Annotated in this window: 19 protein-coding genes; 9 read left to right on the top strand and 10 right to left on the bottom strand. The window is 67.5% G+C overall.

Annotated elements, in window-relative coordinates; all coding sequences use genetic code 11:
* Nucleotides 1–55 precede the first annotated feature (55 nt).
* Nucleotides 56–1276, bottom strand: coding sequence for an argininosuccinate synthase (locus tag SOM26_RS11775; RefSeq protein ID WP_320452916.1), 1221 nt, complete (start codon nt 1274–1276; stop codon nt 56–58).
* A gap of 163 nt (nt 1277–1439) precedes the next feature.
* Here SOM26_RS11775 and SOM26_RS11770 point away from each other — a divergent pair, with 163 nt between their 5' ends.
* Entirely contained in the window at nt 1440–1835 is a 396-nt protein-coding gene (locus SOM26_RS11770) for an EF-hand domain-containing protein (RefSeq protein WP_320452915.1), read from the top strand.
* 306 nt (nt 1836–2141) lie between these two features.
* Here SOM26_RS11770 and SOM26_RS11765 read toward each other — a convergent pair whose 3' ends face one another.
* The 4 genes from SOM26_RS11765 to SOM26_RS11750 all read right to left on the bottom strand — a co-directional run bounded on the left by SOM26_RS11765 (nt 2142) and on the right by SOM26_RS11750 (nt 5974).
* A complete protein-coding gene (locus SOM26_RS11765) occupies nt 2142–3491 on the bottom strand; it encodes an ammonium transporter (protein WP_320452914.1) in 1350 nt (449 codons plus the stop codon).
* A 14-nt stretch (nt 3492–3505) separates the two neighbouring features.
* Nucleotides 3506–3844: a P-II family nitrogen regulator gene (locus tag SOM26_RS11760; protein ID WP_058717839.1), complete on the bottom strand. Its 339-nt coding sequence runs from the start codon at nt 3842–3844 to the stop codon at nt 3506–3508.
* Between the two features lie 280 nt (nt 3845–4124).
* Nucleotides 4125–5555 carry a metalloprotease TldD gene (gene tldD / locus SOM26_RS11755; RefSeq protein WP_320452913.1) on the bottom strand — a complete coding sequence of 477 codons (1431 nt, stop codon included), beginning with the start codon at nt 5553–5555 and terminating at the stop codon, nt 4125–4127.
* Nucleotides 5556–5740: 185 nt separating this feature from the next.
* Nucleotides 5741–5974, bottom strand: a complete 234-nt coding sequence (locus SOM26_RS11750; protein WP_320452912.1) for a zinc-finger domain-containing protein — start codon at nt 5972–5974, stop codon at nt 5741–5743.
* A gap of 88 nt (nt 5975–6062) precedes the next feature.
* On the opposite strand from SOM26_RS11750, the gene SOM26_RS11745 reads away from it, so the two are divergent.
* The gene (locus tag SOM26_RS11745; RefSeq protein ID WP_320452911.1) at nt 6063–6995 is read left to right on the top strand and encodes an ABC transporter ATP-binding protein; all 933 of its coding nucleotides are present in this window, start codon (nt 6063–6065) and stop codon (nt 6993–6995) included.
* A 314-nt stretch (nt 6996–7309) separates the two neighbouring features.
* Here SOM26_RS11745 and SOM26_RS11740 read toward each other — a convergent pair whose 3' ends face one another.
* Nucleotides 7310–8053, bottom strand: a complete 744-nt coding sequence (locus tag SOM26_RS11740) for an energy transducer TonB (RefSeq protein WP_320452910.1) — start codon at nt 8051–8053, stop codon at nt 7310–7312.
* Between the two features lie 118 nt (nt 8054–8171).
* On the opposite strand from SOM26_RS11740, the gene nadB reads away from it, so the two are divergent.
* The 4 genes from nadB (at nt 8172) to SOM26_RS11720 (ending at nt 15928) form a co-directional block, all read left to right on the top strand.
* On the top strand, nt 8172–9749 hold the full coding sequence (gene nadB, locus SOM26_RS11735) for an L-aspartate oxidase (RefSeq protein WP_320452909.1): 1578 nt from the start codon (nt 8172–8174) through the stop codon (nt 9747–9749).
* Between the two features lie 112 nt (nt 9750–9861).
* A complete protein-coding gene (locus SOM26_RS11730; RefSeq protein ID WP_320452908.1) occupies nt 9862–10992 on the top strand; it encodes a serine hydrolase in 1131 nt (376 codons plus the stop codon).
* 438 nt (nt 10993–11430) lie between these two features.
* A complete protein-coding gene (gene polA, locus SOM26_RS11725) occupies nt 11431–14205 on the top strand; it encodes a DNA polymerase I (RefSeq protein ID WP_320452907.1) in 2775 nt (924 codons plus the stop codon).
* Nucleotides 14206–14413: 208 nt separating this feature from the next.
* Entirely contained in the window at nt 14414–15928 is a 1515-nt protein-coding gene (locus SOM26_RS11720) for a lipopolysaccharide biosynthesis protein (protein WP_320452906.1), read from the top strand.
* A 131-nt stretch (nt 15929–16059) separates the two neighbouring features.
* Here SOM26_RS11720 and purH read toward each other — a convergent pair whose 3' ends face one another.
* Nucleotides 16060–17679 (bottom strand): bifunctional phosphoribosylaminoimidazolecarboxamide formyltransferase/IMP cyclohydrolase, encoded by a 1620-nt coding sequence (gene purH, locus SOM26_RS11715; protein WP_320452905.1) that lies wholly within the window; start codon nt 17677–17679, stop codon nt 16060–16062.
* A gap of 199 nt (nt 17680–17878) precedes the next feature.
* On the opposite strand from purH, the gene SOM26_RS11710 reads away from it, so the two are divergent.
* Both SOM26_RS11710 and SOM26_RS11705 read left to right on the top strand, forming a co-directional pair.
* Complete coding sequence (locus SOM26_RS11710; protein ID WP_320452904.1) at nt 17879–21328, top strand: glycosyl hydrolase 2 galactose-binding domain-containing protein; 3450 nt, start codon at nt 17879–17881, stop codon at nt 21326–21328.
* 8 nt (nt 21329–21336) lie between these two features.
* Nucleotides 21337–22101, top strand: coding sequence for an SGNH/GDSL hydrolase family protein (locus SOM26_RS11705; protein ID WP_414712061.1), 765 nt, complete (start codon nt 21337–21339; stop codon nt 22099–22101).
* Here SOM26_RS11705 and SOM26_RS11700 read toward each other — a convergent pair.
* Nucleotides 22080–22493, bottom strand: coding sequence for a PaaI family thioesterase (locus tag SOM26_RS11700; protein ID WP_320452902.1), 414 nt, complete (start codon nt 22491–22493; stop codon nt 22080–22082). The two genes, SOM26_RS11705 and SOM26_RS11700, sit on opposite strands and share 22 nt — an antisense overlap.
* Entirely contained in the window at nt 22490–22912 is a 423-nt protein-coding gene (locus tag SOM26_RS11695; RefSeq protein ID WP_320452901.1) for a PaaI family thioesterase, read from the bottom strand. The genes SOM26_RS11700 and SOM26_RS11695 overlap by 4 nt, the downstream gene beginning before the upstream one ends.
* A 48-nt stretch (nt 22913–22960) precedes the next feature.
* Between SOM26_RS11695 and SOM26_RS11690 the strand changes: the two genes are divergently transcribed.
* The gene (locus SOM26_RS11690; RefSeq protein ID WP_320452900.1) at nt 22961–23743 is read left to right on the top strand and encodes a crotonase/enoyl-CoA hydratase family protein; all 783 of its coding nucleotides are present in this window, start codon (nt 22961–22963) and stop codon (nt 23741–23743) included.
* Between the two features lie 211 nt (nt 23744–23954).
* Here the strand turns inward: SOM26_RS11690 and SOM26_RS11685 are convergent, their stop codons facing one another.
* Nucleotides 23955–24410 (bottom strand): peptidylprolyl isomerase, encoded by a 456-nt coding sequence (locus SOM26_RS11685; protein ID WP_320452899.1) that lies wholly within the window; start codon nt 24408–24410, stop codon nt 23955–23957.
* Nucleotides 24411–24460: the final 50 nt, after the last annotated feature.

Here is a 24460-nt window from a genome sequence, read left to right as displayed (position 1 = left end):
AAAAGGGCGGACAGGTTGCCCCGTCCGCCCCTTCGTCCGTCGAACCCGAGCCGGATCAGCCCTGGTCGCGACGCCCCAGCAGGCGCAGGCGAAGCGCGTTGAGCTTGATGAAGCCCGCCGCATCGCGCTGATCATAGGCGCCCTGGTCGTCCTCGAAGGTGACGACCTTTTCCGAGTACAGGCTGTAGGGCGACTTGCGGCCCGTGACGATCGCCTGGCCCTTGTACAGCTTCAGGCGGACGGTGCCGGTCACCTTCTCCTGGCTGTAGTTGACGGCGGCCTGCAGCATCTCGCGCTCGGGGCTGAACCAGAAGCCGTTATAGACCAGCTCGGCATAACGCGGCGCCAGTTCGTCCTTCAGGTGCGCGGCACCCCGGTCGAGCGTGATCTGCTCGATACCGCGATGTGCCAGCGCATAGATGGTGCCGCCCGGCGTCTCGTACATGCCGCGGCTCTTCATGCCGACGAAGCGGTTCTCGACCAGGTCGAGGCGGCCGATGCCGTGCTTGCGACCCAGCTCATTGAGCTTGGCCAGCAGCGTGGCGGGCGAGCACGCCTCACCGTTCAGCGCGACGCCGTCGCCGCGTTCGAAGTCGATGGTAATGACCTCGGGCACGTCGGGCGCGTCTTCCGGATTGACCGTGCGCGAATAGACGTAATCGGGGACTTCATCCCACGGATCCTCGAGCACCTTGCCCTCGGACGAGGTGTGCAGCAGGTTGGCGTCGGTCGAGAAGGGGGCCTCGCCGCGCTTGTCCTTCGACACCGGGATCTGGTGCGCCTCGGCGAATTCGATCAGCTTGGTGCGGCTGGTCAGGTCCCATTCGCGCCACGGCGCGATGACCTTGATGTCGGGGTTCAGCGCGTAATAGCCGAGTTCGAAGCGAACCTGGTCGTTGCCCTTGCCGGTCGCGCCATGGCTGACCGCGTCGGCATTGACCATCTTGGCGATCTCGATCTGGCGCTTGGCGATCAGCGGCCGCGCGATCGAGGTGCCGAGCAGATACGTGCCCTCGTACAGCGCATTGGCGCGCATCATCGGGAAGACGTAGTCCTTGACGAACTCTTCGCGCAGATCGTCGATGAAGATATGTTCGGGCTTCACGCCCGCCATCTCCGCCTTCTTGCGCGCGGGCTCCAGCTCTTCGCCCTGGCCCAGATCGGCGGTGAAGGTCACGACCTCGCAGTTGTAATGCTGCTGCAGCCACTTGAGGATGACGCTGGTGTCGAGGCCGCCCGAATAGGCGAGGACGACGCGCTTGATATCTTCGCTCATGGCAAAGTCCCTAGGAAAGAGGAAGGGGTGGGTTTGACCCGGCCCCTATGCGCTGTCGCGGTCCCACGCAACCTTCGGTTGGCGTCGTTCCCCACTCGTTCATTGCGCGGACAGCCAAAGGGCGTCAGGAGCGGCCCTGATGTCCCGTTCAGGAGTATCGTGCATGACCCGTTTCCCCATCGCCGGTGCGCTGGCCGGCCTGATCGCCGCGACCCTTGCCGTCCCCGCCACGGCGCAGGACACGCGCGCGTCCGCCGCCGCCAAATTCTCACGTGAGTTCAAGGCGCGCGACACCAATCACGACGGCGTGCTGACCAAGGCCGAGGTGAAGGCGGCGATCATGCGCATGGGCAACGGCCAGAAGAAGCTCGACGACGTCCATGCCGCGCGTCTGGCCGACCTGTGGTTCACCAAGGCCGATGCCAACAAGGACGGCAAGGTGACCGAAGCCGAAGCCCAGGCGCTGCTGTCGCGCACCTTCGACGAGTATGAGGCGGCCAAGGCGGCACAGGCCCAGGCCCGGCCCGCGGGTCCGGCGGCGGGGCCGAAGGGGCGGTAAGGGAGCCTCACGCTCCTAATCCCAGTTCCGCCTACCCCCCCCCTCCGTTCCGCCTGTTCCCCAACTCCGTTCACACTGAGCGAAGTCGAAGTGCACGGGACAGCGTTCGCGGCGAGGGCATGGCGTGGCCTTCGACTTCGCTCAGGCTGAACGGAGGTTGGGGTTTCTCCTACCCTCCTTGCGAGGGCCGGAATCCTCCCCCAACCCACACACAAAAAAAGGCCCGGTGCGTTGCCGCACCGGGCTTAGGTCGTCCGCAGGAGGAACGTCGTGGGGTGCGGGGGTTCTTGGTGCCCCCGCTCCCGATCAGTTGTAGGCGCGCTCGCCGTGCTCGCCGAGGTCGAGGCCTTCCTGCTCGACTTCCTTCGAGACCCGCAGGCCGGTCAGGGCCTTGGCAACGAACATCGCGATGACGGTGCCGATGGTGGCCCAGACGATGGTGGTGGCGACAGCGCCCAGCTGGACCAGCAGCTTGGCACCCATGTCGTAATCGGCCGCACCCGGACCGCCCAGCGACGGAGCATAGACCACCGCCGTGCCGATCGCGCCGACCATGCCGCCGATGCCGTGCACACCGAAGGCGTCGAGCGCATCGTCATAGCCGAGCTTGGGCTTCAGGACCGACACCGCATAGAAGCAGACCACGCTGGCGATGGCGCCGAGCACGATCGCACCGAACGGGCCCGAGTTGCCGGCGGCCGGGGTGACCGCGACCAGCCCCGCGACGATGCCCGAGCAGAAACCCAGCGCCGAACCCTTGTGACCCGCGACCCGCTCAGCCAGCATCCAGGCCAGGCCACCAGCCGCCGTCGCGACGAAGGTGTTGATCATGGCGAGCGCCGCCGAGCCATTGGCTTCCAGCGCCGAGCCCGCATTGAACCCGAACCAGCCGACCCACAGCAGGCCGGTGCCGACCCCGGTCAGCGTCAGCGAGTGCGGAGGCATCGGCGTGGTCGGATAACCCATGCGCTTGCCCAGGATCAGGGCGGCGACCAGCGCCGACACACCGGCGTTGATATGGACCACGGTGCCGCCCGCAAAGTCGAGCGCGCCCGCCTTGAAGAACAGGCCCGACGATGCCCACACCATGTGCGCGATCGGCAGATAGACGATGGTCAGCCACACCGCCGTAAAGGCCATGACCGCCGAAAACTTCATCCGCTCGACGACCGAGCCCAGGACGAGCGCGGCGGTGATCGCGGCGAAGGTCATCTGGAAGCAGATGAAGACATATTCGGGAATCTCGACGCCGGCGGTGAAGGTGGCCGCCTGGCTGGCCGGGGTCACGCCCTTCAGGAATGCCTTGCCCAGCCCGGAGATGAAGTTGGACGCGCCCCCCGACACGTCCGGCCCGAAGGCCAGGCTATAGCCGTACATCACCCAGATCAGCATCGCGAGGCAGGCCGCCGCACCGATCTGGGTCATGGTCGCCAGCATGTTCTTCGCGCGGGTCAGGCCGCCATAGAACAGCGCCAGGCCCGGCAGGATCATCATCATGACCAGCACGGTCGAGGTGAGCATCCAGGCGGTGTCGCCCTTGTTCACGGTCGCGGCGGGTGCGGCGGCGGCGGCATCCTGCGCCCAGGCGGGCAGCGCGGCGAACAGCGTCAGGCCAAGGCCTGCGGCACCGGTCGCCATCTTGGTGATGTGCTTCATCGAAATCCCCCCTCTCAGAGCGCTGCGTCGTCGGTTTCGCCGGTGCGGATCCGCACGGCCTGGCCGACATCGAGCATGAAGATCTTGCCGTCGCCGATCGCGCCGGTGTTGGCGGCGGCCTGGATCGATTCGACGACGCGGTCGGCGATCTCGGACGCGCAGACGACCTCGATCTTGATCTTGGGCACCATGTTGGTGCTGTACTCGGCCCCGCGATAGATTTCGGTCTGGCCCTTCTGCCGCCCGAACCCCTTCACCTCGGTCACCGTCATGCCCGCCACGCCCAAGGTCGTCAGCGCTTCGCGCACCTCGTCGAGCTTGAACGGCTTGATGATAGCAATGATCAGCTTCACCTGCGCCCCCTTTGCGTTACTCGGGGAGCAGCCTCGCAAGGGGTGTGCCAGTTTACATTTTCGTTACTTTTACAGCGTTGCCATGGTGCAGCGCGGCATGAATCGCTCGCTGGCTGCATCAATTTTTAGGCATCGGACCTGACCTGCCCGTTTTTTGGGCAGCTTTCCGTTCCTCACCTGTACAGGAAGGTGGCAGCCCGGAGGGGTGTCGCGGTTAGTGCGAACACCCCTCCACCATGCTTCGCATGATCCCCCTCCCCTTGCGGGGAAGGAATATCCGTTACGCCGCCAGCGCCGTCCCGCCGACGGTCAGCCCTTCGACCAGCAGCGTCGGCTGGCCGACACCGGCGGGCACGCTCTGCCCGCCCTTGCCGCAGACCCCGATGCCTTCGTCCAGCGCGAAGTCGTTGCCGATGCCTGTCACCTTCGTCAGCACGCTGGGGCCGTCGCCGATCAGCGTCGCACCCTTGATCGGCGCGCCGAGCCTGCCGTTCTCGATCCGGTACGCCTCGGTGCAGGAAAAGACGAACTTGCCCGACACGATATCGACCTGACCGCCGCCGAACGACTTGGCGAAGATGCCGTTCTTCACCCGCGACAGCAGTTCGGCGGGATCGTCCTGCCCGCCCTTCATGAAGGTGTTGGTCATGCGCGGCATCGGCGCATGGGCAAAGCTCTCGCGGCGGCCGTTGCCGGTGGGCGCGACACCCATCAGCCGCGCGTTGAGCCGGTCCTGCATATAGCCCTTCAGGATACCGTCCTCGATCAGCACGACCTCGCGCGTCGGCGTGCCCTCGTCATCGATCGACAGCGAGCCGCGCCGGTCGGCCAGCGACCCGTCATCGACCACGGTGACGCCGGGTGCCGCGACCCGCTCGCCGATCCGCCCCGAAAAGGCCGAGGTGCCCTTGCGGTTGAAGTCGCCCTCCAGCCCGTGACCGATCGCCTCGTGCAGCAGCACGCCCGGCCAGCCCGGTCCGAGCAGCACGGTCATCTCACCCGCAGGCGCCGCGACCGAGTCGAGATTGACCAGGGCCTGGTTGAGCGCGACGTCGATCCCGCGCTCCCAGGTTTCGCGCGCGACCAGCCGGTCGTAGAGATAGCGCCCGCCAATGCCGAAGCTGCCCGTCTCGCGCCGCCCATTCTGTTCGACCACGACCGAGATGTTCAGCCGCACCAGCGGCCGCACATCGGTGGCGACGAAGCCGTCGGCGCGGACGATTTCGACCACGCTCCAGCTTCCCGACAGGCCGACCGACACCTGCACCACGCGGGGATCGCGCGCGCGGGCGGCGGCGTCGATCGTCTGGCAGAGCGACACCTTCTCGGCAAAGGGGATCAGGTCGAGCGGATCGGTCGCGGTATAGAGATGCCGGTTGGTCCCCTGTGGCGCAGCGGCGGCGGCGCCCTTGGCCGGGTCGATCAGCGCCATGGTCTGCGCGGCGCGCTGGATCGCGGCCTCCGAGAGTTCGTTGGCGTGCGCGAAGGCGGTCATCTCACCCGACACCGCGCGCAGCCCGAAGCCCGAATGGGTGTCGTAGGCGGCGGTCTTCAGCCGCCCGTCGTCGAAGCCGAACGCTTCAGATCGCTTATATTGCAGGTAGAGCTCGCCATCGTCGGCACGCGACAGGGCGCTGGCGGTGAGGCGCAGCGCAGCATCGGGGTCCAGCGTGTCACGGTACAGGAACGAGCGGGGATCGGTGGCGGTCATCTTCGGGATATAGGATGCCCGGCCGGGGTTTGAAACTCCAAGCCGCTCCGCTTCTCCCCTCCCGCAAGCGGGAGGGGTCGGGGGAGGGCATGGGGGTCTCACCGAGCCTGTCGCTCGTGGCAAAGCCCTCCCCCATCCCCTCCCGCCTGCGGGAGGGGCGTGAATCTCAACAGCGTTGGGGGAGCTTAGCGCCCCGCGCCGTCGCCATGATCAGGCAACGCCGCCTGATCCACGCCATCCGCCGCACCGCCGATCAGCACGAAGCGGCGATCGCAATAGCCGCAATCGACATAGCCGGTCTCGTCGATCTGCAACCAGATGCGCGGATGGCCGAGCGCGGCGCCGCCCGGAATGTCGGTGGCACCGTCGCAAGCGACGCGGGTCTGGGTGACGCGGGTGGTTTCAGGCGGCGGCAACATAGCCCTGCGCGATAGCAAGGTGCCGTCCCCCGTGCAATTCCCGAAAACCGGCTTGGCCTGTTGCCCGTGCGGGCCTATCTCGGGGTCCATGACCGCCACCACAGAAGCCGCCATCTCGATCCAGGGCATCGCCAAGACCTATCAGGGCGGCAAGCGTGCGCTCGACGGGGTCAGCTTCGACGTGCCACGCGGCCAGATCTTCGGGCTGCTGGGGCCGAACGGCGCTGGCAAGTCGACGCTGATCAACATCCTGGCCGGGCTGGTCATGAAGACCGAGGGCACAGCTTCGATCTGGGGCTTCGACATCGACCAGCATCCGCGCAACGCCAAGGCGTCAATCGGCATCGTGAACCAGGAGATCCTGTTCGACCCCTTCTTCACGCCGCTGGAGACGCTGGAGATCCAGGGCGGGCTGTACGGCGTGCCCAAGGCGCAGCGCCGTTCGATGGAATTGCTGCGCGCCGTCCATCTGGAGGACAAGGCCAAGGCCTATTCGCGTACCCTGTCGGGGGGCATGAAGCGGCGGTTGATGGTGGCGAAAGCGATGGTGCATTCGCCGCCCGTGCTGGTCCTCGACGAGCCGACGGCGGGCGTCGATATCGAGCTTCGCCAGCAGCTCTGGGCCTATGTCCGCCAGTTGAACGAACAGGGCGTGACGGTGGTGCTGACCACCCACTATCTCGAAGAGGCCGAGGAGCTGTGCGACCGGATCGCGATCATCAATCATGGTCGCCTGGTCGCCAACGAGCCGACCCGCGAACTGGTCGGCAAGGCGCAGGAAAAGATCGTCGCCGTCACCGTCGACCGCGACGTCGCGGCGGTGCCCGACCATGCCAGCTTCGGCAAGATCGTGCTGAAGGGCACGCGCACGCTGGAAATCACCTATGCCAAGGACAAGGTGAATGCGGGCCAGGTGCTGGCGGCGGTGCAGGCGGACGGGTACGGCATCGTCGACGTCTCGACCAAGGAGGCCGATCTCGAGGACGTGTTCCTGTCGCTGACGCGAAGCGTGGCGGTTTAAGGCTGGGGATTTCCCTTGGGCTTCGACCTCGCCCAGCCTGAACGGGGTTTGGGGAGAAGAAAGATTTTGGTTCGCGCGGAGGCGCGGAGGACGCAGAGATGGGCGGTGCGGGGATAGCGCATCCCCAATCCATGACGACCTGTTGGTGTGGACCGACAAACAACCAGGGCCGGACACCTCTGCGTCCTCCGCGCCTCTGCGCCTCTGGGCGAACCAGCCCTTGATTCCGTCCAGGCTGAGCCCTTCGGCTGGCTGGCAAGCCAGCCGCCCAGGATGAACTTCGGCGCTTTGCGCCGGAGTCGAAGCCCACGCCCTCACCGCTCGGCAGGCATCCGCTCCAGCACCCAATCCTGGCTGACTACGATGATCGAGCGCACCGGCCGCCCATCGGCATCGCGCGACGGGTCGTAGCGATAGCGCTGCTCGATCAACCGGCACGTCGTCTCGTCGAGCACGGCATTGCCGCTGCTCCGCGTCACCACGCAGCCGCTGACCCGGCCGTCGACATTGACGAAATAGCGCACCGTCACGCTGCCGCTCGCACCCATTTCGGCGGCCGCTTCGGGATAGTCCGAATTTCTGATCCGCCCCTTGATTCGGCGCGGCGGCGTCTCGTCGCCATAGCCGTCCCCGTCGCCAGAACCTCCGCTGCCCGTGCCATTGCCGATCCCGCCCGCCCCGGTGCCGGGCCCCGGCTTGTCGGAGGCGCCCTGTGTCGCCTGCACGCCGGTTCCCGCCACCGGCGCGACGACGACCGGGGATACAGGCGGCAGGACGACGACCGGTGGCGGCGCGACGATCTCGGTCGCCTGTGAGCGGATGTTGGGCGGCGCGGCGGCCCCGCGCGGGCGGTGGCTGGGGATACGCTTGGGCTGGATTCGCGGCGGCGGGGGTGCGGGCGGGCGCACGTCGAAGCTGTTGAGCGCCTCCGACGGCACCGGCAACACGGGCGCGAAGCCGAGACCTGCGACCAGCGCATAGCCGAGCGCTCCCACGATCAAGCCTGTGGGAATGCCTGCGCGCAGACGATCGCGCCAATCGGGCCGGGCCAGCGTCATGGGCAAGAGGTGGGAATGGCGGCGTGGCGCGGCAAGGCGTTAACCCCCTGTCCCAACCCCCTGGACCGTGCCAGAGGGAAGCGATGTATTCCGCCAACGCGCCCCAAGGAGCCCGCGCATGACCGATTCCGATATCCTGATCGTCGGATCGGGCGCGGCCGGGTTGACCGCGGCCCTGAATCTCGCCGACCGGTTCAAGGTGACGGTGCTGGCCAAGGGCAAGCTGAACGAGGGCTCGACCGCCTGGGCGCAAGGCGGGATCGCCGCCGTGCTGGAACCCGGCGACACCTTCGACAGCCATATCGAGGACACGATGGTCGCGGGCGCGGGCCTGAACGACCGGGCCACCGTCGAGTTCGTCGTCGAGAACGCCCCCGCCGCGATCGAACGGCTCCAGAAACTCGGCGTGCCGTTCGCGACCGAGGGCAATATGCTGCACCTGACGCGTGAGGGCGGGCATTCGCACCGGCGCATCGTCCATGTCGCCGACGCGACCGGCTGGGCGGTGCTCGACGCGTTGCTGCGGGCGGCCGAGGCGCATCCCAACATCACGCTGGTCCCCGACCAGGTCGCGATCGACCTGGCGACCAGCCGCCACGAAATGCGCTATTCGGGCGCGGGCCATGTCTGGGGCATCTATGCGGTCGACCGGCGGACGGGCCGCGTCGTCGTGCACAAGGCGCGCGCGACCATCCTGGCGACCGGCGGGGCGGGCCGCACCTATCAATTCTCGACCGCGCCCAAGGGGGCGACCGGCGACGGCATCGCCATGGCCTGGCGGGCAGGCGCGCGCGTGTCGAACATGGAATTCATGCAGTTCCACCCGACCTGCCTCTACAACACCCAGGTCAAGAATTTCCTGATCACCGAGGCGGTTCGCGGCGAGGGCGGCCACCTGAAGATCCCCGAGACCGGCCACCGCTTCATGCCCGATCTCGACCCGCGCGCCGAACTGGCGCCGCGCGACATCGTGGCGCGCGCGATCGATCATGAGATCAAGCGGCTGGGCCTGGATTACGTCCATCTCGACATCAGCCACCAGTCGCCCGCCTTCGTGCGCGAGCATTTCCCCAACATCCACGAAAAGCTGCTGTCGCTCGGCATCGACATGACGGTGCAGCCGATCCCGGTCGTCCCCGCCCAGCATTATACCTGTGGCGGCGTGATCGTGGACCGCGACGGGCGTACCGACCTGCCCGGCCTCTATGCGGCGGGCGAGGTGACCCAGTCCGGCCTGCACGGCGCCAATCGCCTGGCGTCCAATTCGCTGCTTGAATGCTTCGTCTATGGCGAGGCGTGCGCGAACCATATCGCGGCGCATTGGGATGACCTGCCCCCCGCCCCCGCCATCCGCCCCTGGGACGAAAGCCGCGTCACCGATTCGGACGAAGAGGTGGTCATCAAGCAGAACTGGACCGAAATCCGCCGCTTCATGTGGAATTATGTCGGCATCGTGCGCACCACCAAGCGGCTGGAGCGTGCGCAACATCGCATCCGCATGCTGACCGACGAGGTGAACGACTATTACGGCCATTTCCGCGTCACGCCCGACCTGATCGAGCTGCGCAACCTGCTCCAGACCGCCGAACTGATCGTCCGCTGCGCGCTTCACCGCAAGGAGAGCCGGGGGCTGCATTATACGCTGGATTATCCGCAGACCCTGCCCGACGCGGTCGACACGATCCTGATTCCGTAAAGGGTTTCGCGGCTTGTCGTGTGCGTGCCGCCGTTCGTCGCAAGCTCCGTGCGGGGGGATTTCCCCCATTTGGTCAACACGTAAGGATGGCCGGGTGTAGCGGGGTACGACGGTGACGAAGCGAATAGCGAACGGTGGGCTGCGTCTGGGGCCCGTCGCAATTCTGTTGAGCCTGGCGGCGTGCGGGACGGACACGCGCCCCGGTTCCACTGCCTATACCCCCAGCGCACCCGAACCGCAGGTCGCGGTGTCGATGCCGCTGCCCCCGCCCCGCCCCAGTCGCGCGCCGTCCGCGCCCGCCGGACTGGTCAGTGCGATCAACCGCCTGTCCGCCGGTTTTACGGGCAAGAAGGGTATTGCCGTGCGGGCGGTCGACGACGGCTGGACCGTCGAGGTCGGCGGTCGCCAGCGCCTGCCGCAGCAATCCGTCTCCAAGCTGTGGGTCGCGATCACGCTGCTTGACCTGCGCGACCAGGGCCGTGCCCGACTGGACGAGCCGATCGTCGTGCGGCGCGAGGACCTGACCCTGTTCCACCAGCCGATCGCGATGCTGGTCAAGGGGGACGGATACCACACCACGGTCGGCGAGCTGCTGACCCGTGCGCTGACGCAGAGCGACAATACCGCGAACGACCGGCTGCTGACCTATGTCGGCGGGCCGCAGGCGGTGCGCACGATGATCGCCAACAAGCGGCTGGGCGACATCCGCTTCGGCCCCGGCGAGCGGTTGCTCCAGGCCAAGACCGCCGGGCTGACCTGGCAGCCCGCCTTCGCGATGGCCGGGGCGTTCCAGGCGGCGCGCAACCGCCTCGACCCGGCGGCACGGGCGGCGGCGCTCGACACCTATGTCAGCGATCCGCCCGATGGCGCGGCCCCCATCGCCATCGCCGATGCGCTGGCCCGGCTGGCGCGAGGCGAGCTGTTGTCGGAAACCTCCACCCGCATCCTGATCGACACGATGGAGGCCTCGCGGACCGGCCATGCCCGCCTGCGCGCCGCCGTGCCCAGCGGCTGGACGATCGCGCACAAGACCGGGACGGGTCAGGATCTGGGCCGCCGCAATGCGGGCTTCAACGATGTCGGCCTGCTGACCGCCCCCGATGGCCGCCGCTTCGCCATCGCGGTGATGATCGGCGACACGACAGAGGATATCCGCAAGCGCCAGCTGCTGATCCAGAATGTCGCGGCGGCCGTGGCCGATGCGGCGGGGCCGCCACGCGGGCCGGTGGCGGTGGCGAACTGATCTGGCGCTTGGGGCTCGTGGCTATTTGCCTCCAATTGCGGACATTGGCAAAAGCGGGCAGCGTTCTGAAATGGGTAGAACGGAACGTAGACAGGTGGAGCAGGTGGCGTGAGATTCGCGGGCCTACTGATGGTGCTCGCGTTTGGCTGCTGCTTGATCTGGGGTGTTCGCTCGGGTCGAATGCCCGTTAGGTGGTTCCCGGATGCAGAACGGGAAGCCAACCCGGTATATTTCTGGTCTGTCGTGGCGCTTTACATGTTGTTCTTGGCGTTCGGCATCTGGATCCTCATGACACAGGATTGAACGTCGAATTTCCACCTCATTCCCGTCGCGAAATCAGCACATCAGGCGGAGCGTGGCCCATCCGCCACACGCCCCAAAAACCGGTGCGATCAGGGGCTGTTTACCCTCTCTCTGTTCCGCTAAACCGCGCGGATCATGCCCCATCTCTATCTTGTCGACGGCTCCGGCTATATCTTTCGCGCCTATCACCGCCTGCCGCCGCTGACGAACAAGCATGGCGAGCCGGTGGGGGCGGTCTATGGCTATACCACCATGCTGTGGAAGCTGGTGGACGAGATCAACGCCGCCGACGGGCCGACCCATATGGCGGTGGTCCTCGACAAGTCGTCCAAGACCTTCCGCAACGAGATGTACGACCAGTACAAGGCGCACCGGCCCCCGCCCCCGCCCGATCTGGTGCCCCAGTTCCCGATGATCCGCGATGCCACCCGCGCCTTCTCGCTGCCCTGCATCGAGGAGATGGGGCTGGAGGCGGACGACCTGATCGCCTGCTATGCCCGCGCCGCGCTGGCGCAAGGGTGGCAGGTCACGATCGTGTCGGGCGACAAGGACCTGATGCAGCTGGTCGAGGATGGCAGCCTCGACATGCTCGACACGATGAACAATCGGCGCCTGGGCGAGGCCTATGTCGTCGAGAAGTTCGGTGTCGGGCCCAAGCAGCTGGGCGATGTGCTGGCGCTGATGGGCGACAGCGTCGATAACGTGCCGGGCGTGCCGGGTGTCGGGCCCAAGACCGCCTCCAAGCTGATCGTCGAGCATGGCGACCTGGAATCCGTGCTCGCCGCCGCGCCCGAGATGAAGAAGGGCAAGCTGCGCGACAACCTGATCGAACATGCCGACAATGCCCGGCTGTCGAAGCGGCTGGTCACGCTGGAGTGCAACGCGCCGCTGCCGCAGCCGCTGGAGGAACTGGCGCTGCATCCGACCATCCCGGATGCGCCGCTTCGCGCGTTCCTGGAGCATCACGGTTTCCGCTCGCTGATCGCCAAGATGGGCCAGATCACCGACGATGCCGCGCCCGCCCCCGCCGCCGGGGAAGCTGCGCCCGCCGCCCCGATGGACGATGACGAGCCGTGCAATCTCGACGGCTATGTCACGGTGCAGGACCTCGACACGCTCGACCAATGGGTCGCGGACGCCCGTCACCAGGGCTTCATCGCGATCGATACCGAGACCAGCTCGACCGACGCGACCCAGGCCGAACTGGTCGGCGTCAGCCTGTGCCTCGCGCCCAACAAGGCGTGTTACATCCCGCTCGGCCATGGCGGCAACGACCTGTTGTCGGAAGTGCCGGTGCAGATTCCGGTCGCGCAAGCGCTCGAGCGGATCAAGGCGCTGTGCGAGGACCCGTCGGTCCTGAAGATCGGCCAGAACCTGAAGTTCGACATGATCGTGCTGGGCGAGCGCGGCATCGTCGTCGCGCCGCACGACGACACGATCGTCCTCAGCTTCGACCTCGATGCCGGCCTGCACGGGCACGGCATGGACGAGCTGGCCGCGACTCACCTGTCGCACACCTGCCTCGCCTTCAAGGAGGTGGTCGGCACCGGCAAGAAGCAGCTGGGCTTCCACGAAGTCGATCTGAAGACCGCGACCCGCTACGCCGCCGAGGATGCCGACGTGACGCTGCGCCTGTGGAAGCGGTTCAAGGCGCGCCTCCCCATGGAGCAGGCGACGCGCGTCTACGAGATGGTCGACCGGCCGCTGGTGCCGGTGATCGCGGGGATGGAACGGCGCGGGATCAAGGTCGATCGCGAGCGACTGGCCGCCCTTTCGACCGAGTTCGCCGGACAGATCGCCGCGCTGGAGGGCGAAATCCATGGCCTGGCGGGCACCCCCTTCACCATCGGCAGCCCCAAGCAGCTAGGCGAGATCCTGTTCGACCGACTGGGACTGAAAGGCGGGCGCAAGGGCAAGTCCGGCGTCTATTCCACCGACGTGACCGAACTCGAGCGCCTGGCGCGCGACGGCGGTGACGCGGCGGAGATCGTGCGCAAGATCCTGGAATGGCGCCAGCTGTCCAAGCTGAAGAGCACCTATACCGACGCGCTCCAGGCGCAGATCAACCCCAAGACCGGCCGCGTCCACACCAGCTACAGCCTGACCGGCGCGCAGACCGGGCGCCTGTCCTCGACCGAACCCAATCTGCAGAACATTCCGATCCGTACCGAGGTCGGGCGGCAGCTGCGCGAGGCGTTCATCGCGGAAGAGGGCCATGTCCTGATCGCCGCCGACTATTCGCAGATCGAATTGCGGCTGGCCGCGCATATGGCCGACGTGCCCGCGCTGCGCGACGCCTTCGCCAATGGCGACGACATCCACAGCCTGACCGCCAAGGAGCTGTTCGGCGAGGTGAATCGCGACACGCGCGGCCGGGCCAAGACGATCAACTTCGCCATCCTCTACGGCATTTCGCGCTGGGGGCTTGCGGGCCGCCTCGACGTGTCGGCGGACGAGGCGCAGGCGATGATCGACCGCTATTTCGAGCGCTTCCCGGGCATCAACCGCTATATCGCCGAAACGTTGTCCAGCGTTCGCGAGAAGGGTTTCACCACCACGCTGTTCGGCCGCAAGACGCATTTTCCGCGCATCGCCTCGCGCAACCAGGGCGAGCGCCAGGGGGCCGAGCGCGCCGCGATCAACGCACCGATCCAGGGGACCAGCGCCGACATCATCAAGCGCGCGATGGTCCGCATGGAACCCGCGCTCGCCGCGGCTGGCCTGGGCCATGTGCGGATGCTGCTCCAGGTGCACGACGAACTGGTGTTCGAGGCACCCGAGGCGGATGCGGAAGCGGCGGGCAAGGTCATCCGCGAAGTGATGGCGGGCGCGGCCGAACCGGCGGTGTCGCTGTCGGTGCCGCTGGGCGTAGAGATCGGGTTCGGCAAGAGCTGGGGCGCGGCGCATTGATCCACGCCCGCCGATACGCCAATCCTCCCCAAGCTCGGCTTGGGAAGGGGGACCATGGCGACAACCATGGTGGAGGGGCATGGCCGTCCGCTACGGCAGTGATCCTCGCGGCCGGTGACACCCCTTCGTCAGGCCTTGGGCCTGCCGCCTCCCCTCACAGGGGAGGAATATTGGACGATCAGCCGACCATAGGACTTCGCGTCCTCTGATGCCTCAGACCCAGGACATCGACGCGCTCGCCAAGGGTGGGCGGACCAATATCGCCGGGTTCGCCCTGCGGCTGGCGGCGCGTATCCCGTTCCTGTTCATCGCAGGAAGGATCTATGGCCCCGACCTGGTCGGGCGTTTCGCCATCGCGGTCGTCGTCGTCGAGCTGGCGGCACTGGTCGCGACGCTGGGCATGAAGCGCGGGCTGGCACAGGCGCTGGCCTCGACCGAGCGGCCGCACGTCCATGTCGTCTGGGATGCCATGGCGCTGGCCTTTCTCGCCTCGATCACGGCGAGCGCGGTGCTGTGGAGCTTTCCCGAGCTGCTCTATCCCAACAGCGCGATCACCGGGCTCGACCGGTGGCTGCCCGCGATCATCGTCGCCATCGCCTGGTCCGACGTCAGCCTGGCCGCGCTCGCCTATCGCCACAATGTGAAGGCGACGGTGACCGCACGCGCGGTGATCGAGCCCTGGACGATCTCGATCGCCGCCTGGGTCTTCTCCTTCTTCACCATCCGCGACGGGCTGGTCCTGTCCTATGTCGCGTCGATGACGGCGGCGCTGATCGCCAGCCTGGTGCCGTTCCTGCGCAGCTATGGCCTGCCACACGGCTGGAGCCCGCGCCTCGCCCGCGTCTTCGCGCTCGCTCGTGCCAACGCACCGCTGGCCGGGGCCGACGCGCTGGAATGGGGCACGCGCAATGTCGATCGCTTCATCCTGGGCGTGATGTTCGAGCCGCGCATCGTCGGCATCTATTATATGGCGCAGCAGGTCGCTTCGCTGCCGCAGAAGCTGAAGACCAGCTTCGACCCGATCCTGGGTCCGGTCATCACCCAGAGCCTGGCCAATGGCGACATGGCCGCGATCGCGCGACAGGTGCGCCAGGTCGCGTTCTGGATCATGGCGGCACAAGGATGCCTGGCGCTGATGGGATCGATTCCGGGCGAAGGCGTGATGGGCGTGGTCGGCCCGCAATTCGTCTCGGGCACCGCCGCGCTCGCCTTCCTGCTGTTCGCCGAGGTGCTCGCCTCGACGGGGGCGGTGTGTGAATCGGCGCTGGTCTATACCGCGCGCCACCGCAACCTGATGATCTCCATCGCGATGCTGGGGGTGCAGATCGGCCTGAGCTTTGCGCTGATCCTGGGGATGCGGGCGCTGGGCTGGCCCGACACGTGGGCGGCGGCGGGCCCGGCGGTCGCTCTGGCGATGAGCGTGACCATGACCTCGGTCATCAAGGCACGCGTGCTGTCGGGCATATTGAAGGCACCGGTGTCGCCGTTCCGCTGGCCGCTGGTCTGGGCGGCGGGCGCGGCGGTGGTGGTGGGCGGCGCCTTCACGCTGCTGCCCCAGCGGCTGGAATGGGCCGAACTGCTGTTCGGCGAGCCCGCGATCGCGGCGACCTATCTGCTGATCCTGTGGCGCTGGGCCTTCGGTCCGGCGGACCGCGCACTGTTCGCCAAGGCCCCGAGCGTGGAAGAGGCGACCCTGCCCAACGCGGGCGGGATTACGCGGTAAGAATTTCCTCCCCTGCAAGGGGAGGTGGCAGTCTGAAGGACTGACGGAGGGGTGTCGCCCTTATCGAGAGCGGGACACCCCTCCACCACCGCTCCGCGGCGGTCCCCCTCCCCGTGCCGGGGAGGATGGGATCAATGCCGGAAGTGGCGCATGCCGGTGAACATCATCGCCAGGCCCGCCTCGTCCGCCGCCGCGATGACCTCGTCGTCGCGGATCGAGCCACCCGGCTGGATCACCGCCGTCGCGCCCGCCTCGACCGCCGCCAGCAGGCCGTCGGCGAAGGGGAAGAAGGCGTCCGACGCGACCGCCGAACCGATGGTGCGAGGCTCGGCCCAGCCCGCCTTCTCGGCGGCATCCTTGGCCTTCCACGCGGCGATGCGCGCCGACTCCAGGCGATTCATCTGGCCCGCGCCGACGCCAGCGGTCGATCCGCCCTTGGCATAGACGATGGCGTTCGACTTGACGTGCTTGGCGACGGTCCAGGCGAAGCGGCAATCGGCCAGTTCCTGTTCGGTCGGTGCACGCTTGGTCACGACCTTCAGCATGTCGTCGGTCAGGCGGCCATTGTCGCGGCTCTGGACCAGCAGGCCGCCCGCGATCGACTTCATCATCAGGCCGGGGCGCGACGGGTTGGGCAGTTCGCCCGACAGCAGCAGGCGCAGGTTCTTCTTCCTGGCGAAGATCGCGCGCGCCTCTGGCGACGCGTCCGGGGCCACCACCACTTCGGTGAAGATGCCCGAAATCGCTTCAGCCGTCTCGGCATCGAGCGGACGGTTGCAGGCGATGATGCCGCCGAATGCCGACACCGTGTCGCAGGCGAAGGCCGCCTGATACGCCTCGAGCAGCGTATCGCCGCTCGCCACGCCGCAGGGGTTGGCGTGCTTGACGATCACCACGGTCGGCGGACCGTCGATGAACTCGCTGACCAGCTCCAGCGCGGCATCGGCGTCGTTGAGGTTGTTGTAGCTCAGCGCCTTGCCCTGCAGCTGCTCGGCCTGGGCGATGCCCTGACCACCCTTTTGCGGCAGATAGAGTGCGGCGACCTGATGCGGATTTTCGCCGTAGCGCAGGGTTTCGGGATGCTTGGTGAAAGCGAGCGGCAGGGTGGCCGGAAACGCCTCGCCCTGGTCGACGAAGCCGAACCACTGCGCGATCGCGGAATCATAGGCGGCGGTGGCGGCGAACGCCTTGGCGGCGAGGCGCTGGCGCGTCTTCAGGCTCGAGGCACCGTCATTGGCCGCCAGATCGGCGAGATAGTCGGCATAGTCGGCCGGATCGGTCAGGATCGAGACGTAACCATGGTTCTTGGCCGCCGAGCGGACCATGGACGGGCCGCCGATATCGATATTCTCGATGATCTCCGGTCGCTCCGCGCCCTTCGCGACGGTCTGCTGAAAGGGATAGAGGTTGACGACGACCAGGTCGATCGCGCCGATGCCATGCTCGGTCATGGCGGCGGCATGGGCGGGGTCGTCGCGCACCGCCAGCAGGCCGCCATGGACCATCGGGTGCAGCGTCTTGACCCGGCCGTCCATCATCTCGGGGAAGTTGGTGACCTCGGAGATGTCACGCACCGGCAGCCCCGCATCGCGGATCGCCTTGGCGGTGCCGCCGGTCGAGACGAGGTCGACGCCCCGCTCGGCAAGCGCACGGGCCAGGTCGATGACGCCGGTCTTGTCGGACACCGACAGCAGCGCGCGGCGAACCGGCACCAGATCGACGGAGGGAGCGGTGGGGAGCGAAACGGCCATCGGGCAGCGGGTCCTAAGCTTGGGAGGAGTTTGCGGACCCGATAGACGCCGATCGATCGAAGCGCAAAATGTGATTCGGGCATCGCGCCGCGCCATGGCGGGCGTGCCACCGGACGGGATGATCGCGCGTTGACCGGGAAGCTTTGACTTTAGGGGTTTTCATTTGCTTTATCCGGCGGCGATTAAAAAGGGAGCGGGCATGAGCGTGGCGACGGCAAGAGCGATGGGGGCTCTGGCATCGATGACGGCGCTGTGCTGGAGCCTGGGCGTCTCCGCGCAGACGGCCCCTGCGGCCACGCCGCCGGCGACCCCGCTGGGTCCGATCAATGCCGACCTGCCGCAGGGGGGCGATTCCTATCGCCGCGCGATCGTCGCCAGCCCGGTCGCGGCCACCAGCTGGACGCTGTCCGCCTGGGTCCAGCCCAGGGACGTGCAGGGCAAGGGCACGACGATGCTGATCGGCGGCTTCGGCAATCCCGCCTCCGGCCCGCGCCGCTACCTCGCGCTGGTCGACGGCCAGCCCGCGCTCGTCACCGAGGCGGGCGTGGTGCAGGGCGGCGGCGATGCCGACCGCAGCAAGTGGACGCATATCGCCGCCAGCTATGACGGCAAGGTCGTGCGGCTGTTCGTGGGTGGGCGACAGGTGGTGCAGCGCGCATTGTCGCTGGAGCCGGTCATGGGCGTCGCGACGCTGGCGCCGCGCGCATTTCAGCCGGTCTTTGCGGGCAAGGTCGTCGACTTCCGCATGGTGCGCGAGGCGGTCGATCCGCTGACCATCCGCCTCGCCGCGCGCCGTGCGCCCGATCCGGCCCGCCTCGCGCTCCAGACCGGCAGCCCCAGCTGGCCCTATCAGACCCGGCAGATGCAGGGGCAGACCGTGCCGCAGGACGCCTGGACCCTGCCCCAGTCCAAGGCCCCGATCCCGACCAGCGGCACCGCCAGGCCCGAACCCAAGACCCCCGCACTGGTCGCCACCGCGACCGGGCAATGGGCGGTGAACGGCTGGCGGCTGATCGAGGCGGCGAAGGTCGGCCCCGGCGGCGCGGACCTGTCACAGGGCAATTTCGACGCCAGCAAATGGTATGCCGCGACCGTGCCGGGCACGGTGCTGACCACGCTGGTCGATCGCGGCGTCTATCCCGATCCGGCGGTGGGGCTGAACAACCTGTCGATTCCCGAAACGCTGGCGCGGCAGGATTACTGGTATCGCACCGAGTTCGATACCCCGCCCGAGGCGGCGGGGCGGACCATGTGGCTGACCTTCAACGGCGTGAATTATTCCGCCGAGGTCTGGGTCAATGGCCGGATGGCGGGCACGATGAAGGGCGCCTTCATCCGTGGCCGTTTCCCCGTGACGCTGGCCGCCGGGCGCAACGCGATTGCGGTGCGCGTCTCGCCGCCGCCGCATCCCGGTATCGCGCACGAGGAATCGATGACGGCGGGCGTCGGCGAGAATGGCGGCGTCCAGATGATGGACGGCCCCACCTTCGTCGCGACCGAGGGCTGGGACTGGATCCCGTCGGTCCGCGACCGCAATACCGGGCTGTGGCAGGGCGTGACGCTGGCCGCGACCGGCCCGGCGGTGATCGGCGATCCACAGGTCGTCACCACCCTGCCCAAGCCCGACAATTCGGTCGCCGATGTCGAGATCGCGGTGCCCGTCACCAATAACGGCCAGGCGCCGGTAACGACGACCGTCCGCGCGGTGTTCGACGATGTCGTGGTCGAAAAGCCGGTGACGGTCGCGCCGGGCCAGACGGTCCGTGCCGTCCTGTCGCCCGCCGAGTTCCCGCAGCTGTCGGTCAAGAATCCGCGCCTGTGGTGGCCCAACGGCTATGGCGACCCGGCGCTGCACGACCTGGCCCTGACGGCGGCGGTCGACGGCGCGCTGTCCGATTCGAAGGCCTTGCGCTTCGGCATGCGGCAGGTGACCTACGACCTGTCGCTGTTCGACGGGGAAGGCGACCTGGAGCGGGTGACGCTGGACCTCAACCGCGTGCGCGGCGGCCAGCGGGTGGTCGACACCAGCCATGCGGGCATCCGCAAGACCGCCAATGGCTGGGCGATGAGCTTCATGCCGGGCGGCGACCAGTCGGCGGCGGTCGCCAAGGTCGCCGACGATCCGCGCCTGGCCCCCTATCTGGTCCTGCGCGTCAACGGCGTGCGTATCGCGGCGCGCGGCGGCAATATCGGCATGGACGACTTCATGAAGCGCGTCGACCGTACGCGCCTGGAGCCGTTCTTCCGCCTCCACCGCGACGCGCATCTCAACATCATCCGCAACTGGGTGGGCCAGAATACCGAGGACAGCTTCTTCGACCTGGCCGACGAGTATGGCCTGATGGTCCTGTCCGATTTCTGGGAGTCGACCCAGGACTATAATATGGAGGCCCAGGACCCGCAGCTGTTCCTGGCCAATGCGACCGATGTCGTGCGCCGTTATCGCAACCATCCCTCGATTGTCGCCTGGTTCGGCCGGAACGAGGGCGTGCCGCAACCGATCCTGAACACCGGCCTGGACACGCTGCTGCGCGCCGAGGACGGGACGCGGCTCTATATGCCCTCATCCAATGCGGTGAACCTGCAAGGGTCGGGGCCGTATAACTGGCGGCCGCCGGTCGAATATTTCACCACCCTGGCCAAGGGCTTTTCGGTCGAGGTCGGCACGCCCTCGCTACCCACGCTGGAGGCGTGGAAGCGCGCCATTCCGGCCGAGGCGGATCGCTGGCCGATCGGCGATGTCTGGGCCTATCATGACTGGCACCAGACCGGGAACGGCGCGGTCAAGAGCTTCACCGATGCGCTCGAACGTCGCTTCGGCCCCGCGACGGGCCTCGAGGATTTCGAGCGCAAGGCGCAGATGATGGAGTATGAATCCTACCGCGCCATCTTCGAGGGGATGAATGCGGGCCTGTGGACGGAAAACTCCGGCCGTATGCTGTGGATGACGCAGCCCGCCTGGCCGTCCTCGGCGTGGCAGATCTTCTCGTCCGACTATGACACCCATGCCGCCTTCTACGGCGTGAAGAAGGCGTCCGAACCGGTCCATGTCCAGATGAACCTGCCCGACAACCGCGTCGTGCTGGTGAACAACACCCGCGATGCGCTGAAGGGCGTGCAGGTGCGCGCGAAGATCGTCGGGCTCGATGGCCGCAGCGAGGGCGAGCAGGAGGCCAAGGTCGCCGCCAATGCCGAGGGCGTGACGCCGGTCCTGACCCTCGACCTCGCATCCGCCATGAAGCGCGGGCCGGTACTCGTCCGGCTGGAGGCGATGGACGCGGGCGGGCAGGTCTTGTCGACCAACGCCTATTGGCAGGCGCCGGACGATGCGGGCTACCGCGCGCTGACCACGATGGGCGCGGCGACCGTCACCGCGACCACCAGCTTGCAGGGACAGGGCGAGGAGACGACCGCCAACATCACCCTGACCAACAGCGGCTCGGTCCCGGCGGTCGAGACCAAGCTGACCGTGATGAACGCCGACGGCACCCAGGTGCTGCCCGCTTATTTCAGCGACAACTACGTCACCCTGCTGCCCGGAGAGACCCGCGTGATCGAAATTCGCTATCCCACGGCCAAGGCGGACAAGCCGACCGTGGCCCTGCGCGGCTGGAACATCACCGCCACGCAAGCCGAGTTGCGGCCGTGAGCCGCGTGATGCTGGCCGCGCTGGCCGCGCTGGCCGCCCTGACCCTCGCCGCCCCCGCCATCGCCCAGACGACGGCAATCCCGGCCAGGGAAACCGATTCGCAGCGCTGGACCCGCGAATGGGAAGAGCGGCTGCACAACGACTTCGCCTATCTGGCGCGCTACCGGGCCGACAATGCCCGGCTCGGCGCGCCGGTGGCGGGGCAGCCGCGCATCGTCTTCATGGGCGATTCCATCACCGAGGGCTGGGTCGGCAAGATGCCGCAATTCTTCGTGCCCAGCCGGATCGGGCGCGGGATCAGCGGGCAGACCACCTCGCAGATGCTGCTTCGCTTTCGCCAGGACGTCATCGACCTGAAGCCCGCCGTCGTCCAGATCATGGCGGGCACCAACGACATTGCGGGCAATACCGGCCCGACCACCGATGCCCAGGTGCAGGGCAACATCATGTCGATGGTCGAGCTGGCGCAGGCGCATGGCATCCGAGTCATACTGGCGTCGATCCCGCCCGCCGATCATTTCGAGTGGAAGCCCGGCCTGCCGACCGCTCCGCGTATCGCGGCGCTGAACATGTGGCTGAAGGACTATGCGGCGCGTGTCGGTGCGACCTATGCCGATTACTGGTCGGTCCTGCATGTCGGCGATGCGCTGAACCCCGCTTATGGCACCGACGGGGTGCATCCCAATGCGGCGGGCTATGCCGCGATGGCGCCGGTCGCGGACGGCGCGATCCGGCAGGCGCTGGCGAAACCTCAGCCGCGCAGGATGCGGTAGTTCAGTCGGGCGGTCGCGATCGGCTTTTCGCGATCCTCCTGCCAGGCGGTCGCCTCGACATTGGCGATCCGCTGGCCCAGGCGCAGGATGGTGCCGACCGCGCGCGTGGGATGGTCGCGGCCGGTGCGCAGATAGTCGGTCGTCACCGTCACCGGCTTGATCCGCCCGCCCCCCTCCTGCGTCAGGCGGTGAGTGAGCGCGGCGATGCCCGCCACCTCCAGCAACCCGGCGATCGCACCGCCCTGGAGCAGCCCCGGCCAGCCCATCACATGGTCGCCGAACGGCATGACCAGTTGCGGCAGTCCGTCGACCCATTCGATCGAGCAGCCGAGCCATTCGGCATAGGGGGGCAGCACCATCGCCAGTCCGATGCCGGTACGCGCGATGGTCATGGCTTCATCCCCATGAACGTACCCGCGACATGCGCGACGGGATCATCGGGGTCGCCGTCATGCGCGATCCCCCGGACAAAGGCGACGCTGGGTGTGATCCGATAGCATTCCCCGCGCCCGATCACGGCGCGTTCGGGCACGGCGGGGCGCAGGTAATCGACACGCAGGTCCAGCGTCACATGCGGCGCGAACGCGCCACGCTTCAGCCAGACCGCGACGCTGGTCGCCATGTCCATCATCGCGACGATCGGGCCGGAGGCGAGCACGCCGCTGGTCGGATCGCCGATCAGCCGCGCGTCATAGGGCAGCGCCAGTTCCGCCCAGTCCGGCCCGTGCGCGCGGTACGCGATGCCCAGATGCTGGCCGTGCCCACCGCCCAGGCCGCCCATCGCGACGAAGCGTTCCATGTCGAACCCCATGGTGCGATGCTCTACACCAGCCAGGCATTGGCGCAAAAGGAGAGAGATATGGACGGCCGGGTGACGATCGCGGTGACGGACGGCGTGGCCGATGTCCGCCTGGCGCGCGGGGAAAAGCTGAACGCGATCGATCGGGCGATGTTCGACGCGCTGGCCGAGGCGATCGCCACGCTGGCGGCACGAACGGATGTGCGCGCGGTGGTGCTGTCGGGCGAAGGGGACGGCTTCTGCTCCGGTCTCGACATGGCGGCGATGGCGGGGGGCGATCTGGCGGGACTGGACCTGTCGGCGCGCAGCCATGGCCCGGCCAACCTCGTGCAGCAGATCGCCTGGGGCTGGCGCACGCTGCCGGTGCCGGTGATTGCGGCGGTCCACGGCGTGGTGTTCGGCGGGGCGACGCAGATCATGGGCGGCGCGGACATCCGGCTGGCGCATCCCGCCACCCGCTTTGCGATTCGCGAGGTGCATTGGGGCATCGTGCCCGACATGGGCGGCTTCGCCTTGTGGAATGGCGTGCGCGACGATGTGTTGCGCGAGTGGATCTACACCGCACGCGAGTTCGACGCCGCCGAGGCGCAGGCGGCGGGGTTCGTCACCCGGTTGGCGGAGGACCCGCGTGGTGAGGCTTTGGCATTGGCGCGCATGATCGCCGGGCGGAGTCCCGATGCGGTGCGTAGCGCCAAGCGGTTGTTCGGTGCGATGGGGAGCGCGCCCGAGGCGATGCTGGCGATGGAAAGCGCCGAGCAGGTGACGCTGATGCAGGGGGCGAACCACCGCGAGGCGGTGCAAGCGAATATAGAGCGGCGGCGGCCGGTGTTTCGCGACGCTTGAGGCGCGCCTGACCTCTCCGCCAAGCGATAGCCCCTCCCGCAGGCGGGAGGGGTTGGGGAGGGCATGGGGTCTCACAGAGCGTATCGCCTGGGTCCTTGCCCTCCCCCATCCCCTCCCGCTTGCGGGAGGGGCGTGCCTGGGGCGATCGGCAGGGCCAAACAAAAAAGGGGAGCCTCTTGCGAGACTCCCCTTTTCCCGGCTTTCGCAAAAATTACTCCGCGGTCGCCTTCAAGATCTTGCCCGGGCTGCGCGGCGGCTCGCCCTTCGGCAGTGCGTCGACATGCTCCATGCCGCTCTCGACCTGGCCCCACACCGTGTACTGGCGGTCGAGGAAACGCGCATCGTCGAAGCAGATGAAGAACTGCGAATTGGCCGAGTTCGGATCGTTGGTCCGCGCCATCGAACAGGTGCCGCGCACGTGCGGCTCGGCGTTGAATTCCTGCTTCAAATTCGGCTTGTCCGAACCCGACATGCCGGTGCCGGTCGGATCGCCGCCCTGTGCCATGAAGCCCGGGATCACGCGGTGGAACACCACGCCGTCATAGAAACCTTCGTTGGCGAGCCCGCCGATGCGTGCGACATGCTCGGGCGCCAGGTCGGGGCGCAGCGTGATGACGACGTCGCCGCTGTCGAGCGTCAGGGTCAGCTTGGAAAAAGTCTCGGCCATAAGGGTCTTCCTTGGTTGATGCCCCGCAGGTAGGCATTCCCGTGCCCGCT

Source organism: Sphingomonas sp. CFBP8993, assembly GCF_034044895.1.
Lineage (GTDB): Bacteria > Pseudomonadota > Alphaproteobacteria > Sphingomonadales > Sphingomonadaceae > Sphingomonas.
This window is presented reverse-complemented; position numbering and strand designations above follow the sequence as displayed.